This is a genomic window from Ensifer sp. LC384, from assembly GCF_001695865.1.
GTDB lineage: Bacteria > Pseudomonadota > Alphaproteobacteria > Rhizobiales > Rhizobiaceae > Ensifer.
Genome location: NZ_MBST01000089.1, coordinates 229,202 through 243,289 on the forward strand (window position 1 = coordinate 229,202; position 14,088 = coordinate 243,289).

Sequence of the window (14,088 nt, forward strand, 5' to 3'; positions counted from 1 at the left end):
AGTTCGACGTGTCCGAGGTGACCGCCCTGACGCCTGAGCCGTCCAAATACAACCGCCTGATAGCCGCCGCGCGAGCGGAGGCACCCGCAGTCACCATCGTGACGCATCCCTGCGACGAGACTTCGCTCCGTGGTGCGCTGGAGGCGGCGGAGATGGGGCTGATCGCGCCGGTGCTTGTCGGTCCGGAATCCAAAATCCGCAATGTCGCCGCCGAACACCGGCTCGATCTTGGGGGGCGTGAGATCGTCGACGTGCCGCACAGCCATGCGGCGGCGGCCAAGGCGGTCGCGATGATCCGCGAAGGCAAAGGCGAATTGCTGATGAAAGGGAGCCTGCATACGGACGAACTGATGCGAGAGGTGGCCGCCTCCGCCACCGGGCTCAGGACCGATCGGCGGATCAGCCACGTCTTCATCATGGATGTGCCGGGTCACCCCGAGACGCTGTTCATCACCGACGCCGCCATCAACATCTTCCCCGACCTCGAAGCCAAGCGCGACATCGTGCAGAATGCGATCGACCTCTGGGTCACGATCGGTCTCGGCGAGCCGCGTGTTGCCATTCTTTCGGCGGTGGAGACCGTGACGACGAAGATTCCTTCGACGATCGAAGCAGCCGCACTGTGCAAGATGGCCGAACGCGGCCAGATCACCGGTGGCCATCTCGACGGTCCACTCGCCTTCGACAACGCGATCGATCCGGAGGCCGCGCGCATCAAGGGCATCACGTCGCCGGTTGCCGGCCAAGCCCAGATCCTGGTGGTGCCGGATCTCGAGGCCGGAAACATGCTGGCCAAGAACCTGACTTTCCTTTCCCGCGCCGACGCTGCGGGCATCGTTCTTGGCGCGCGGGTGCCGATCGTGCTGACGTCGCGGGCGGATTCGGTGCGCACGCGTCTTGCTTCGTGCGCCGTGGCGGCGCTCTACGCAGCGAGGCGGCGCGTGACGCAAGTCAAGGCGATATAGCCATGGATGCCCTCCTTGTCGTCAACGCCGGCTCGTCGAGCCTGAAGTTCCAAGTGTTCGCAATCACCGACACCGGCCTCGAGCGCCGCGTGCGCGGGCAGATCGGCGGCATCGGCACGTGCCCTCGGCTGCAGTCGAAAGGCGCTGACGGTGCAGTGCTGGTCGACCGCAGCTATGATGCAGACGTCGTACGCGACCTTCCGGCGGCCATCGCGGTGGCGCGGGATTGGCTGCTGACGCTTGAAGGCTTCACACTGCGCGCGATCGGTCACCGGGTCGTGCACGGCGGTCCTGATTTTGCCGAGCCCGTGCTGATCGATGCTGCCGTGCTCGATCGCCTGGCGAGCTACCAGGATCTCGCGCCGCTGCACCAGCCCAATAACCTGGCCCCAATCCGCCAGGCCATGGCAATCAACCCGGATGTGCCGCAGGTCGCCTGCTTCGACACTGCCTTCCATCACGGCCATCCTGAGCAAGTGAATTGCTACGCCATGCCGCGCAGCTTCTATGACGAGGGCGTGCGGCGCTACGGCTTCCATGGTCTCTCCTACGAATATGTCGCGGAGCGGCTGCGCGAGTTGGCGCCGGAGGCTGCGCGTGGCCGGGTCATCGTCGCCCATCTCGGTAGCGGTGCCTCGATGTGCGCATTGCGCAACGGCCACAGCATCGAGTCGACGATGGGCTTCACCGCGCTCGACGGCCTGCCGATGGGCACGCGTCCGGGCCAACTCGATCCGGGTGTCGTGCTCTATCTGATCCTTCAAAGGGGCATGAGCGCACAGGTCGTCTCGGATCTGCTCTACCATGAGGCTGGGCTGAAGGGGCTCTCCGGCGTGTCGAACGACATGCGCGATCTCCTCGCAAGCGACGATCCGCATGCCAAGCTTGCCGTCGATCACTTCGTCTATCGATGCGGACTCAATGCGGGAATGCTCGCGGCTGCGCTGGGCGGGATCGATGCTTTCGTCTTCACGGCGGGAGTCGGCGAGAACTCCGCTCCGATCCGCGCCCGCATCGCCGAAGGACTCGCCTGGCTTGGGGCCGAACTCGATCCGACCGCAAACGATGCCGGCGCCATGTTGATCTCCGCGCCGGCGAGCCGCGTGGCGCTGTATCTCATTCCGACCGACGAGGAATTGATGATCGCGCGCCACACGCTGGCGCTCCTCAGAACCCGTACCGCCTGACGCAACGGAGGCAAGCCATGTCCATTCCCGCCGCAAAGGCCAAGCTTCTCCAAGGCCGCAAGGGCCTCGTCGTCGGCATCGCCAATGATCGATCGATCGCCTGGGGCTGCGCCCGCGCCTTTCGCGCTTTCGGAGCGGAAGTCGCCGTCACCTATCTCAACGACAAGGCAAGACCCTATGTGGAGCCTTTGGCGCGCGAACTCGATGCGCCGATCTTCCTGCCGCTCGACGTTGCCGTTCCCGGCCAGATGGAGGCGGTCTTCGCGGAGATCGGCAAGACCTGGGGCGAGCTTGACTTCGTCGTCCACTCGATCGCCTTCTCGCCGAAGGACGCGCTTGGAGGGCGCGTAACCGATGTCCCGCGCGAGGGTTTCCTCAAGACCATGGACATATCCTGCTGGTCCTTCATCCGCATGGCCCACCTTGCCGAACCCTTGATGAAGAATGGCGGCACGCTCTTCACCATGACCTATCACGGCTCGCAGGTGGTGGTGGAAAATTACAACATCATGGGGGTTGCCAAGGCCGCGCTGGAAAGCGCGGTCCGCTACCTGGCGGCGGAGCTTGGTCCCAAGGGCATCCGCGTCCACGCCATTTCACCCGGAGCTCTTGCGACCCGTGCCGCCTCCGGTATCCCGGAATTTGATGCGTTGCTCGAAAAGACGAAGGTCAAGTCGCCGAGCCGCGAGCTCGTGGACATCGACGATGTCGGCGTGGCGACTGCCTTCCTGGCCCATGACGCCGCCCGGCTGATAACGGGGCAAGTGCTCTATGTCGACGGTGGCTACCACATCGTCGACTGATCGCGAGCCGGCGACCAGGTCTCTCAGATGTTGCCCATGCAGAGATATTTCATCTCGAGATAGTCCTCGAGCCCGTGGCGCGATCCTTCCCGGCCGATGCCGGATTGCTTGATGCCGCCAAAGGGGGCGGCTTCGGAGGACATGCGGCCGGTGTTGATGCCGACCATGCCGTATTCGAGTGCCTCGGCCACATGCCACACGCGCTTGAGGTTCTCGGCGTAGAAATAGGCAGCGAGGCCATAGATCGTGTCATTCGCTTCGGCGATCACCTGTTCGGCGGTCTCGAAGCGGATAATCGGGGCGATCGGGCCGAATGTCTCTTCCTGGGCTATGCGCATGTCGGTCGAAATGCCGGTCAGCACCGTCGGTTCGAAGAAGGTTCCGGAGGTGCCGATGCGATGGCCGCCGCTGCGCACCTCGGCGCCCTTGGACACGGCATCCGCGACATGGGCTTCGATCTTCTCGATCGCGTGCTTGTCGATCATCGGCCCGACGGTGATGCCCGACGTGAAGCCGTCGCCGACCGTCAGTTCGGCGACGCGCTTGACGAACTTTTCGGCAAAGACGTCATGCACGGCCGATTGCACATAGATGCGGTTTGCCGAAACACAGGTCTGTCCTGCATTGCGGAACTTCGCCTGAACGGCGCCATCGACCGCCTCGTCGATATCGGCATCGTCGAAAACGATGAAGGGCGCGTTGCCGCCGAGTTCCAGGCTGACCTTCTTGATCTGATCGGAACACTGGCGCATCAGCAGGCGCCCGACTTCCGTCGAGCCGGTAAAGCTGATTTTGCGAACCTTGGGGTTGCTGCAGAGCTCGCGCCCGATCGCGGCACCTTCCGCAGCGTAAAGCAGGTTAACGACGCCGGCCGGGAAACCGGCTTTCTCCGCCAGAACGAACAAGGCTCCGGCAACGAGCGGCGTCTGCTCGGCAGGCTTCAGGACAATGGCGCAGCCGGCGGCAAGCGCCGGCGCGATCTTGCGTGCCACCATCGAGGCGGGGAAATTCCAGGGTGTGATCGTGCCGACGACGCCGACGGGCTGCTTGATGACCAGCATACGGCGGTCATTGGCCGGCGCCGGGAAGGTTTCGCCGTAGATGCGCTTGGCTTCCTCGGCATACCATTCGACATAGGCGGCTGCGTGCAGCACCTCGCCTTTCGATTCTGCGACCGGCTTGCCCATTTCGGCGGTCAGGATGGCGGCAAGATCGTCGGCATGAGCGATGATCAGGTCGTGCCAGCGTCGAAGCACAGCACTGCGATCCTTTGCAGGCTTTGCCGCCCAAAGGCTTTGCGCGGTAGCAGCCGCATCGATCGCGGCACGCGCCTGTTCAATTCCCATATCCGGCAATGTCGCCAGAAGCTCTCCCGTCGACGGATTGACGACGTCGAAGGTCGCGCCCGTCCAACGCCCGGCGGAATGGGCAATTCCGTCCAGTGCGGAAAACAGTTCGGCAGCGCGCAGGTGTTTCGTCAAAGCCGGCGTCAGGGTCATGATGGGCATCCTCCAGCGATGCCTGGCGCATCCCGGCAGGCTCGCTTTTTCCTTGTTTTTGCGGGTGTCGATCCTCCCGACACCCGGGACCGTTTCATTGGCCCGGACAACCGCGTTAGCGGTCGCCCGGCGAAGCGTCAACCACGCGCTTCGAGGATCGAAGCTTCGAGGATGTCGAGCGCCTCGGCAAAGACGTTATCCTGGATCGTGATCGGTGCCAGGAAACGGATGACGTTGCCATGCACGCCGCAGGTCAGAAGGATCAGGCCCTTGTCGAGCGCGATCAGGCGGACCTTGTTGGCGAAATCGGCGCCCGGCAGATTGGTCTTTACATCGTTGAACTCCACGGCGTTCATGAAGCCGGGGCCGCGGATGTCGACGATCTCGGGCGCCTGCTCGCGGATCGCCGCAAGGCGCTGTTTCAGGCGACCGCCGAGTTGCTCGGCGCGTTCGCAAAGCTTCTCCTCGGCGATGACGTCAAGCACGGCGTGAGCCGCAGCAATTCCGAGCGGGTTGCCGCCATAGGTACCGCCGAGGCCGCCCGGCGCCGGCGCGTCCATGATCTCGGCGCGGCCGGTGACGGCTGCGAGCGGGAAACCGCCGGCGAGACTCTTTGCCAGCGTCATCAGATCGGGCGCAACCTCATGATGGTCCATAGCGAACATCTTGCCGGTTCGGGCAAAACCGGTCTGGACTTCGTCGGCAATCAGGAGGATGCCGTGCTGGTCGCAGATTTCGCGCAATGCCTTCATGAAGGTCGGCGGAGCCGGGTAGAAACCGCCTTCGCCCTGCACCGGCTCGATGATGATCGCGGCCACGCGGCCCGGATCGACATCGGCGGCAAAGAGTTTCTTCAGCGCCGCCAGCGACTGCTCGACGGTGACGCCGTGCAGCTCTATCGGGAAGGGGGCGTGGAAGACGTCGCCCGGCATGGCGCCGAATCCGACCTTGTACGGCACCACCTTGCCGGTGAGCGCCATGCCCATGAAGGTCCGGCCATGGAAGCCGCCGCCAAACGCGATCACGGCCTGGCGGCCGGTGGCGGCGCGGGCGATCTTCACCGCATTTTCAACGGCTTCCGCGCCGGTCGTCACGAAGATCGTCTTCTTGGCAAAGTCACCGGGCGCAAGCGCATTCAGGCGCTCGGCGAGATGCACATAGGTTTCGTAAGGCACGACCTGATGGCAGGTGTGGGTGAAGCGATCGAGCTGCGCCTTCACGGCGGCGATCACCTTCGGGTGGCGGTGGCCGGTGTTAACGACGGCGATGCCGGAGGCGAAGTCGATGTAGCGGTTGCCTTCCTTGTCCCAGATCTCGGCGTTCTCCGCACGGTCGGCGTAGATCTGCGTGGTCATGCCCACGCCGCGGGAAATGGCGGCGTTCTTACGATCGGTGAGGCTAGTCATGGCGCGTGTCCTGTTCTGGCGGAGGTAATATGTTGCATTTTTTCTGCAAGATTATTTGGGAAGTGGTACATCTTTCAAAATGGAATGCAAATCAAATTTGGTGATCGAGAGAACGCCGGCGCTGATGACGCATTCTTGTAAAAGGTCGTGCCCGGCGGGTAAGTTCGCCAACGCGCAAGCGCGGCGCAGATTCGCGCGGGCACCCGCGGTCGAAACAGGGAAACAGGGAATGGGCGGCGTGCGCTACAAGGTTGCCGAGGCTGCACGATTGGCGGGCGTATCCGCCTCGACGCTCCGTTTGTGGGAGACCCAAGGGCTGGTGGTGCCGGAGCGCTCGCCGACCGGTCACCGGCAATACACCGAAGTTGACCTTGCCCGGCTGAAACGCATCTCCTGGTTCCGCGTCGAGCGCGGTCTCAATCCCGCTGCCATCAGAGAGGCGCTCGAGGCCGAAGGGGCCGGGGATGACGACGCGCCTGCTGCCGGCGAGAGCGGTATCGACAATCAGGTCGGCCGCAAGTTGCGCAGTCTGCGGCATGCCGCCGGCAGGACGCTGGAGCAGGTCGCAGGCGAAGTCGGGATTGCCGCTTCCGTTCTCTCGACGCTCGAAAGAACCTCGCAGGGGGTTTCGGTCGCTGTCCTGCACAATATCGCCGAATATTTCGGGTCGACGGTTTCGAGCCTTTCCGGTGAGGAAGAGGCCGATGCCCGGGCCGTCGTCCGTGCGGGAGAGTGGCGGAGCTGGCCGAAGACGACACCCGGCGTCACCGTGCAGCTCCTGGCCGATGGTCGCAACCAGATGGATTGCCACCGCTTCGTTCTGGAGCCAGGCGCTTCGAGCGAGGGTGCCTATCGGCATGAGGGGGAAGAATTCGTCTACGTTCTGTCAGGACGCGTCGAGTTCATTCTCGACAGCGATCAGTTCTACGACCTGAGCGTCGGCGATTCGCTCTATTTCGAAAGCAAACGCCGCCATGCCTGGACCAACCGGCATGACGGCGAAACGGTTTTGCTATGGATCAACACGCCGCCGACATTCTGACGGCGGCGCGTTTCAAGCCAGTCAGCCGGCGGCGTAGCGCTTGGCCATCTCGGGCAGGCGCAGGGTGCGGATCTTCGATGCCTTGCCTGCGGTGCGGAAGGCTTCGAAACGCTCCCTGCAAACCTCGGTCATGAGAGCCGTTGCCGGCTTCAGGTAGGTGCGCGGGTCGAAATTCTCCGGGTTTTCGGCGAAGTTCTTGCGGATCGTGCCGGTCATGGCCAGGCGCAGGTCGGTGTCGATGTTGACCTTGCGGACACCGAGCGGGATCGCCTTCTGGATTTCCGAGACCGGTACACCCCAGGTCGGCTTCATCTTGCCGCCATAGGTGTTGAACAGGTCCTGCAGTTCCTTCGGAACAGAGGACGACCCATGCATGACGAGGTGGGTGTTCGGCAGGCGCTTGTTGATCTTGGCGATCGTTTCGATCGACAGGATCTCGCCGTCCGGCTCGCGGGTGAACTTGTAGGCGCCATGGCTGGTGCCGATGGCGACGGCAAGCGCATCGACACCGGTCCTGGTGACGAAATCGAAAGCCTGTTCCGGATCGGTCAGCAGTTCCTCGCGCGACAGCTTGCCTTCGAAGCCGTGGCCGTCTTCCTTGTCGCCGGCGCCGGTTTCCAGGTTGCCGAGGCAGCCGAGTTCGCCTTCGACCGAAACACCGGCCGCATGGGCGATCTTCACGACCTCCGCCGTTACCGCGACATTATATTCATAGCTGGCGACGGTCTTGCCGTCTTTCTCCAGCGAACCGTCCATCATGACGGAGGTGAAGCCGTTGGTAATCGCCGAGATGCAGGTCGACGGCTGGTCGCCGTGGTCAAGGTGCAGACAGACAGGGATATGCGGGTATTCTTCGGCGGCGCCCAGGATCAAGTGGCGCAGGAAGGCGTCACCGGCATAGGAACGGGCGCCGCGGCTTGCTTGAAGGATCACCGGAGAATCGGTGGCATCGGCAGCGCGCATAACGGCCTGAATATATTCCAGATTGTTCACATTGAACGCCGGCAGCGCGTAGTCGTTCTCCGCCGCATGGTCGAGCAGTTGCCGCAATGTGATCAATGCCATTCGATATCTCCCTTTAGTGTTTCGGCACAGCTTGGTGCGCCACGAAAAATGGTCCGGCCAGGACGCCGCACATGGTTTCATCGACGCCTGTCGATGGCCGGAATTGCTGTGCGACGCGACAACGCGCGAAATGGTCGCGCCCACCGAAGTCTGGCGCACAATAGTTCATCAAAGTGGTTTGGCAACGGGCCGGAGGCCGGGTGCGAGGGATGCCGAACCCGCTTCAATCGATTTTACTGTGGACTGGATGCAACAGGGTGGATTTAACCGTTTCGCTTTCTAGTGGTGCGTCACCGATTGGCGGGCCGAGTTGGTCAAATGCCACTTTTGCGCGCACTGATGGCGGCTTGCACCGGGGTCAAAACGGCCTATAGGGAAACACAGTGTCATCGCGCGGTGAACGTTCTGCAAGAAGATTGCGGCAAAGCCTCCTTTTCTTTCCGCACATTACGTAAACTGCGCCCTGAATTCACGAAGTTTGCACGGCGGCCGATTCTTGCCGGCAAGCCGGCAGAGCCGAGCTTGCACCTAAAACGTTACAGTAGAAACGCGTGGATTGCGGCCCGGTTGTCACATCCGCGTCGCAAAAACGACGAAAACGATCGCAAACGAAATACAACCTTTGATTTCATAAAATTGCGGGTCTATAGATAAAGATGCAGCGCGCTGCAGAATCCGCCTTGCGTTTGAGAAAGATTTGCACTTCTCTCCTGCGATCACAAACCCAAAAAAGGGGAAGGAGAGAAACGAAATGGCCTCACTGAAACTCAACCTTAGCGCCGCCGCGCTGATCGGTTCGCTGCTCATCGGAGCAAGCCCGGCTCTTGCCGAAGCTGTCCTGCATCGTGGCAACGCCGGTGAGCCGCAGACGCTGGACCAGGCCCATACGTCGATCAACATCGAAGAGTTCATCCTCAAGGATCTCTACGAAGGCCTGACGATCTATGACGCCTCGGGCAAGATTGTCCCGGGGGCTGCCGAAACGTGGGAGCTTTCGGACGACGGTACGGTCTATACCTTCAAGCTGCGCGCTGACGCGAAGTGGTCCGACGGTTCGCCGGTGACGGCCGAAGACTTCGTCTTCTCGTTCCGCCGTGTCGAAGACCCGAAGGTCGCGGCCGGCTACGCCAACATTCTCTTCCCGATTAAGAACGCCGAAAAGGTCAACAAGGGCGAAGTGCCGACCGACCAGCTTGGCATGAAGGCCGTCGACGAAAAGACGCTCGAAATCACGCTTGAGCGCCCGACCCCGTTCTTCCTGGAACTGCTGGCACACCAGACCGCGCTTCCGGTCAGCAAGGCAAGCGTCGAGAAGAACGGCACGGACTTCGTCAAGCCGGGCGTCATGGTTTCGAACGGCGCGTTCACGCTCGCCGCGCACGTCCCGAACGACAGCCTGACCGTCGTCAAGAACGCCAACTACTGGGATGCCGCCAACGTCAAGCTCGACAAGGTGATCTTCTACCCGATCGACGACCAGGCCGCCTCGGTTCGCCGCTTCGAAGCCAAGGAAATGGACCTCGCCTACAACTTCTCGGCCGATCAGCTCGATCGTCTGCGCAAGTCCCATGGCGATCAAGTCCATGTTTCGCCGACGCTCGCGACCTACTACTACGCCTTCGATACCCGCCAGGAGCCCTATAGCGACGTTCGCGTTCGCCAGGCCCTGTCGATGGCCGTCGACCGTGACTTCCTCGCCAAGGAAATCTACGCCGGTTCGCAGCTGCCGGCCTACTCGATGGTGCCTCCGGGCATCGAGAGCTACGGTGAGCCGTCCAAGGCCGAGTTCGGCACCGTGTCGCAGCTCGATCGCGAAGACAAGGCGCTGGCCCTGATGAAGGAAGCCGGTTACGGCGAAGGTGGCAAGCCGCTCGAAATCGAGCTGCGCTACAACACCAACCCGAACCACGAGCGCGTTGCCACGGCCGTTGCCGACATGTGGAAGAACACCTTCGGCGCCAAGGTGTCGCTGGTGAACCTCGACGTGTCCTCGCACTACGCCTACCTGCAGGAAGGCGGCAAGTTCAACGTTGCGCGCGCCGGTTGGGTTGCCGACTACGCCGATGCCGAGAACTTCCTTGCTCTCAGCCTCAGCTCCAACAAGACCTTCAACTACGGCCACTTCGAAAACGCTGACTTCGACGGCCTGATGAAGAAGTCCTACGAGGAACAGGATCCGGCAGCCCGCTCCAAGCTGCTGCATGAAGCCGAAGCCCTGCTGATGAAGGAACAGCCGATCGCTCCGCTTCTGACCCAGGCCGACCTGTGGCTGGTCTCCGACCGCGTCAAGGGCTGGCAGGACAACTCGCCGAACCAGCACCTGAGCCGGTTCCTGAGCGTCGCCGAATAACGAACAGGGACGACGCGCGGTGAAAAGGCCGCGCGTCGCCTCCGGAGCACGTCCATGATTTCCTTCATCCTTCGCCGATTGGCGAGTGCGGTGCCGACCTTGTTTATCGTCGTCACCATTTCCTTTTTCCTGATGCGGTTTGCCCCTGGCGGCCCCTTCAACCTCGAGCGTCCTCTTCCGCCACAAACGATGGCGAACCTGATGAAGACGTATCAGCTCGACCAGCCCCTGTGGCGCCAATACGTTCACTATCTCAGCAATGCAGTGACCGGCGACTTTGGCCCGAGCTACATCTACAAGGACAACAACGTCGCGCAGTTGATCGGCAAGGGCTTGCCCTATTCGATGGAGCTCGGCCTGTACGCGCTGCTGTTTGCAGTGATCGGCGGCGTCATCGCCGGCACGATCGCCGCACTCCGGCAAAACAGCATCCTCGACTTCACGATCATGTCAGTCTCGACGCTTGGCGTCACCGTCCCGAATTTCGTCGTCGGCCCGGTGCTGACGCTGGTCTTCGCCATCATCCTGTCCTGGCTGCCCGCCGGCGGTTGGGGCGACGGTTCGATGCGCTTTCTGATCCTGCCGATGATCGCGCTCGCACTACCGCAGCTCGCGGTCTTCGCACGCCTTACCCGCGGCTCGATGATCGAGGCGCTGCATACCGACCATATCCGAACCGCCAAGGCCTATGGCTTGCCGGCAAGGACCGTCGTGGTCACGCACGCCATGCGCGGTGCGATGCTTCCGGTCGTCTCCTACCTCGCGCCTTGCGCGGCGGCATTGCTCACCGGTTCGGCTGTCGTCGAGACGATCTTCACCATCCCGGGCGTCGGCCGCTACTTCGTCCTTGGGGCGATCAACCGCGACTATACGCTGGTGATGGGCACTGTTATTCTCGTCGCCATCTTCGTTATCGTTTTCAATCTTTTGGTCGACATTCTCTACGGCCTGCTCGATCCGAGGGTTCGCCATGACTGATATCGTCCAGACGCCGGCGGCAACGCCGGAAACCAAGGGGCGCAGCCTCTTCCAGCTGGCGGCCATGCGCTTCAAGCGCAACCGCGCCGCCATGGCCGGCTGCGTCATGCTGGCCCTGATCGCGATATTCTCGTTCTTGGGCCCGCTGTTTTCGCCGCACACCTACGATCAGGTGTTCCCGTCCTACGTTTCGATCGGCCCGAGCCTCGAGCCGCGTCCGGATACGTCCACTCTGCAAGGGGTGATGGAAGGGATCGCGACACGCGCACGCGTCACGCTCAAGGAGTTCAACATCGACGGTGAGACCTTCACCGCAACGATCGCCTCGGAGCAGCCGATCGATGCCCGCGCGACGCGCTACTTCGATCGCGCCAACGAGTTCCGCGACACCCAGGTCGTGGCGACCGAGGACGAAGGTCGTACGCTCAAGGTGACCGGCCAGGTGAACCGCGAGTATTTCCCGTTCGGCACCGATTCGAACGGCCGTGATCTGCTGGTGCGCGTCATGCTCGGCGGCCAGATCTCGATTGCCGTCGGTCTGCTGGCAAGTCTGGTGTCGCTCGGCATCGGCGTCGTCTACGGCGCGACGTCGGGCTACATCGGCGGCCGTGTCGACAACGTCATGATGCGACTGGTGGAGATCATGTATTCTCTGCCCTTCGTCTTCCTCGTCGTCGTGCTCGTGGTCTTCTTCGGACGCTCGTTCATCCTGATCTTCCTGGTCATCGGTGCAGTCGAATGGCTGGATATGGCCCGTATCGTGCGCGGTCAGACGCTGGCGCTGAAACGACGGGAATTCGTCGGCGCAGCCCAGGCGCTCGGTCTGACGGACTGGCAGATCATCCGCCGGCACATCATTCCGAACACCATCGGTCCGGTCATCGTTTTCGTCACCGTGGTCGTGCCGAAGGTGATCCTGCTCGAGAGCTTCCTCTCCTTCCTCGGCCTCGGCGTCCAGGCGCCGCTGACGAGCTGGGGCGCGTTGATCTCGGAAGGCGCCAACAACATCCAGTCGGCACCCTGGCTGCTGATCTTCCCGGCCATCTTCTTTGTTCTGACGCTGTTCTCGCTGAACTTCGTCGGTGACGGCCTGCGCGACGCGCTCGACCCGAAGGACCGCTGATATGGCAGACACCAACGAAACCATTCTGGCCGTTCGCGGCCTCAAGGTGAACTTCTCGACGCCGGACGGCACAGTCGAAGCGGTCAAGGGCATCGATCTCGATGTGCGCACCGGCGAGACACTCGCGGTCGTGGGCGAATCCGGTTCGGGCAAGAGCCAGACCATGATGGGCATCATGGGATTGCTCGCCAAGAACGGCACCGTTACCGGTTCTGCCCGCTACCGCGGTCAGGAACTGGTGGGGCTTTCGCCCAAGGCGCTCAACGGCGTGCGCGGTTCCAAGATCACCATGATCTTCCAGGAGCCGATGACTTCACTCGACCCGCTCTACACCATCGGCCGGCAGATCGCCGAACCGATCGTGCACCACCGCGGCGGCACGTTCAAACAGGCGCGCAAGCGCGTGCTGGAACTGCTGGAGCTGGTGGGCATCCCGGACCCGGGTCGGCGCATCGACAGCTATCCGCACGAGCTTTCGGGCGGTCAGCGCCAGCGTGTGATGATCGCGATGGCGCTTGCCAACGAACCGGATCTCTTGATTGCCGATGAGCCGACGACGGCGCTCGACGTGACCATCCAGGCTCAGATCCTGGATCTGCTGAGGTCGCTTCAGCAGCGCTTCGGCATGGCGATCGTGCTGATCACGCACGACCTCGGCATCGTCAAGCATTTTGCCGAACGTGTTGCGGTGATGCGCCGTGGCGAAGTGGTGGAGCAGGGAACGACCGCCGACATCTTCGAGCGGCCGCAGGCCGACTACACGAAGATGCTGCTGGCGGCGGAACCGAGCGGTCGCAAAGCACCTCCGGCCGACAACGCGCCGATCATCCTTGAAGGCCGGGACGTTTCTGTCGATTACTCGATTGGCGGCGGCTTCTTCACCCGAGGCAACGCGGTCTTCCGCGCGGTCGACAAGGTCAACCTGCGGCTTCGCGAAGGCCAGACGATCGGCGTGGTCGGTGAATCCGGCTCCGGAAAATCGACGCTCGGGCGTGCATTGCTGCGGCTTCTGCCGAGCAGCGGCTACTACCGCTTCGGGACCACCGACATCTCCGGCTTCGACCGCGGCCAGATGCGTCCGCTGCGGCGTGCGCTGCAGCTGGTGTTTCAGGATCCTTACGGCTCGCTTTCTCCACGCCGGACCGTCGGCGAAATCATCACCGAAGGTCTCCAGGTGCACGAGCCTGAGCTCAGCCGCGCTGACCGCGACCGCCGCGCCATCGAAGCCCTGAAGGAAGTCGGCCTCGACCCGGCGTCGCGCAACCGTTATCCGCACGAGTTTTCGGGTGGCCAGCGGCAGCGCATCGCGATTGCGCGGGCGGTGATCCTGAAGCCGAAGGTCGTCATTCTAGACGAGCCGACATCGGCGTTGGACCGCTCGGTGCAAGGCCAGGTGATCGAGCTGCTGCGCGATCTGCAGCGCTCGCATGGCCTGTCATACATCTTCATCAGCCACGATTTGTCGGTGGTGAAGGCGATGTCGGACTACGTGATCGTCATGAAGAACGGCAAGATCGTCGAAGAAGGCCATACCGACGGGATCTTCGAGGCCCCGAAGGAACCTTACACCAAGACGTTGATCGGAGCCGCCTTCAACGTGTAGGGCATGATCCGCATGATTGCATCGCAGGGGCGCGGCATCCGCGCCCCTGTTTTCGTTTGGGACCGGG

The 14,088-nt window shown here is 62.5% G+C and carries 11 protein-coding genes; 8 read left to right on the forward strand and 3 right to left on the reverse strand.

What is annotated here, in order from left to right; translation table 11 throughout:
- Positions 1-8 precede the first annotated feature (8 nt).
- From BC363_RS32945 to fabI, 3 genes are read left to right on the forward strand one after another with little or no spacing between them, the layout of a single operon-like run.
- Positions 9-965, forward strand: a complete 957-nt coding sequence (locus BC363_RS32945; RefSeq protein ID WP_065784367.1) for a phosphate acetyltransferase — start codon at positions 9-11, stop codon at positions 963-965.
- Positions 966-967: 2 nt separating this feature from the next.
- Entirely contained in the window at positions 968-2,152 is a 1,185-nt protein-coding gene (locus BC363_RS32950) for an acetate/propionate family kinase (RefSeq protein WP_065784368.1), read from the forward strand.
- A 17-nt stretch (positions 2,153-2,169) separates the two neighbouring features.
- Entirely contained in the window at positions 2,170-2,955 is a 786-nt protein-coding gene (fabI, locus tag BC363_RS32955) for an enoyl-ACP reductase FabI (protein ID WP_065784369.1), read from the forward strand.
- Between the two features lie 23 nt (positions 2,956-2,978).
- Here fabI and BC363_RS32960 read toward each other — a convergent pair whose 3' ends face one another.
- Together BC363_RS32960 and BC363_RS32965 are read right to left on the reverse strand one after the other, a co-directional pair.
- Positions 2,979-4,454, reverse strand: coding sequence for an NAD-dependent succinate-semialdehyde dehydrogenase (locus BC363_RS32960; protein WP_065784370.1), 1,476 nt, complete (start codon positions 4,452-4,454; stop codon positions 2,979-2,981).
- Between the two features lie 137 nt (positions 4,455-4,591).
- Positions 4,592-5,860: a 4-aminobutyrate--2-oxoglutarate transaminase gene (locus BC363_RS32965; protein WP_065784371.1), complete on the reverse strand. Its 1,269-nt coding sequence runs from the start codon at positions 5,858-5,860 to the stop codon at positions 4,592-4,594.
- A gap of 229 nt (positions 5,861-6,089) precedes the next feature.
- Between BC363_RS32965 and BC363_RS32970 the strand changes: the two genes are divergently transcribed.
- Positions 6,090-6,902 carry a MerR family transcriptional regulator gene (locus BC363_RS32970; protein ID WP_065784372.1) on the forward strand — a complete coding sequence of 271 codons (813 nt, stop codon included), beginning with the start codon at positions 6,090-6,092 and terminating at the stop codon, positions 6,900-6,902.
- Between the two features lie 21 nt (positions 6,903-6,923).
- Here the strand turns inward: BC363_RS32970 and fba are convergent, their stop codons facing one another.
- Positions 6,924-7,967, reverse strand: a complete 1,044-nt coding sequence (gene fba, locus BC363_RS32975; RefSeq protein ID WP_065784373.1) for a class II fructose-bisphosphate aldolase — start codon at positions 7,965-7,967, stop codon at positions 6,924-6,926.
- A 751-nt stretch (positions 7,968-8,718) separates the two neighbouring features.
- Here fba and BC363_RS32980 point away from each other — a divergent pair.
- The 4 genes from BC363_RS32980 to BC363_RS32995 are packed head-to-tail and all read left to right on the forward strand — an operon-like array spanning position 8,719 to position 14,021.
- Positions 8,719-10,317: a peptide ABC transporter substrate-binding protein gene (locus BC363_RS32980; protein ID WP_065784374.1), complete on the forward strand. Its 1,599-nt coding sequence runs from the start codon at positions 8,719-8,721 to the stop codon at positions 10,315-10,317.
- A gap of 54 nt (positions 10,318-10,371) precedes the next feature.
- On the forward strand, positions 10,372-11,295 hold the full coding sequence (gene oppB / locus BC363_RS32985) for an oligopeptide ABC transporter permease OppB (protein ID WP_065784375.1): 924 nt from the start codon (positions 10,372-10,374) through the stop codon (positions 11,293-11,295).
- Positions 11,288-12,418, forward strand: a complete 1,131-nt coding sequence (locus tag BC363_RS32990) for an ABC transporter permease subunit (protein WP_065784376.1) — start codon at positions 11,288-11,290, stop codon at positions 12,416-12,418. The genes oppB and BC363_RS32990 overlap by 8 nt, the downstream gene beginning before the upstream one ends.
- A 1-nt stretch (position 12,419) precedes the next feature.
- Positions 12,420-14,021: an ABC transporter ATP-binding protein gene (locus tag BC363_RS32995; protein ID WP_065784377.1), complete on the forward strand. Its 1,602-nt coding sequence runs from the start codon at positions 12,420-12,422 to the stop codon at positions 14,019-14,021.
- The last annotated feature ends 67 nt before the right edge of the window (positions 14,022-14,088 follow it).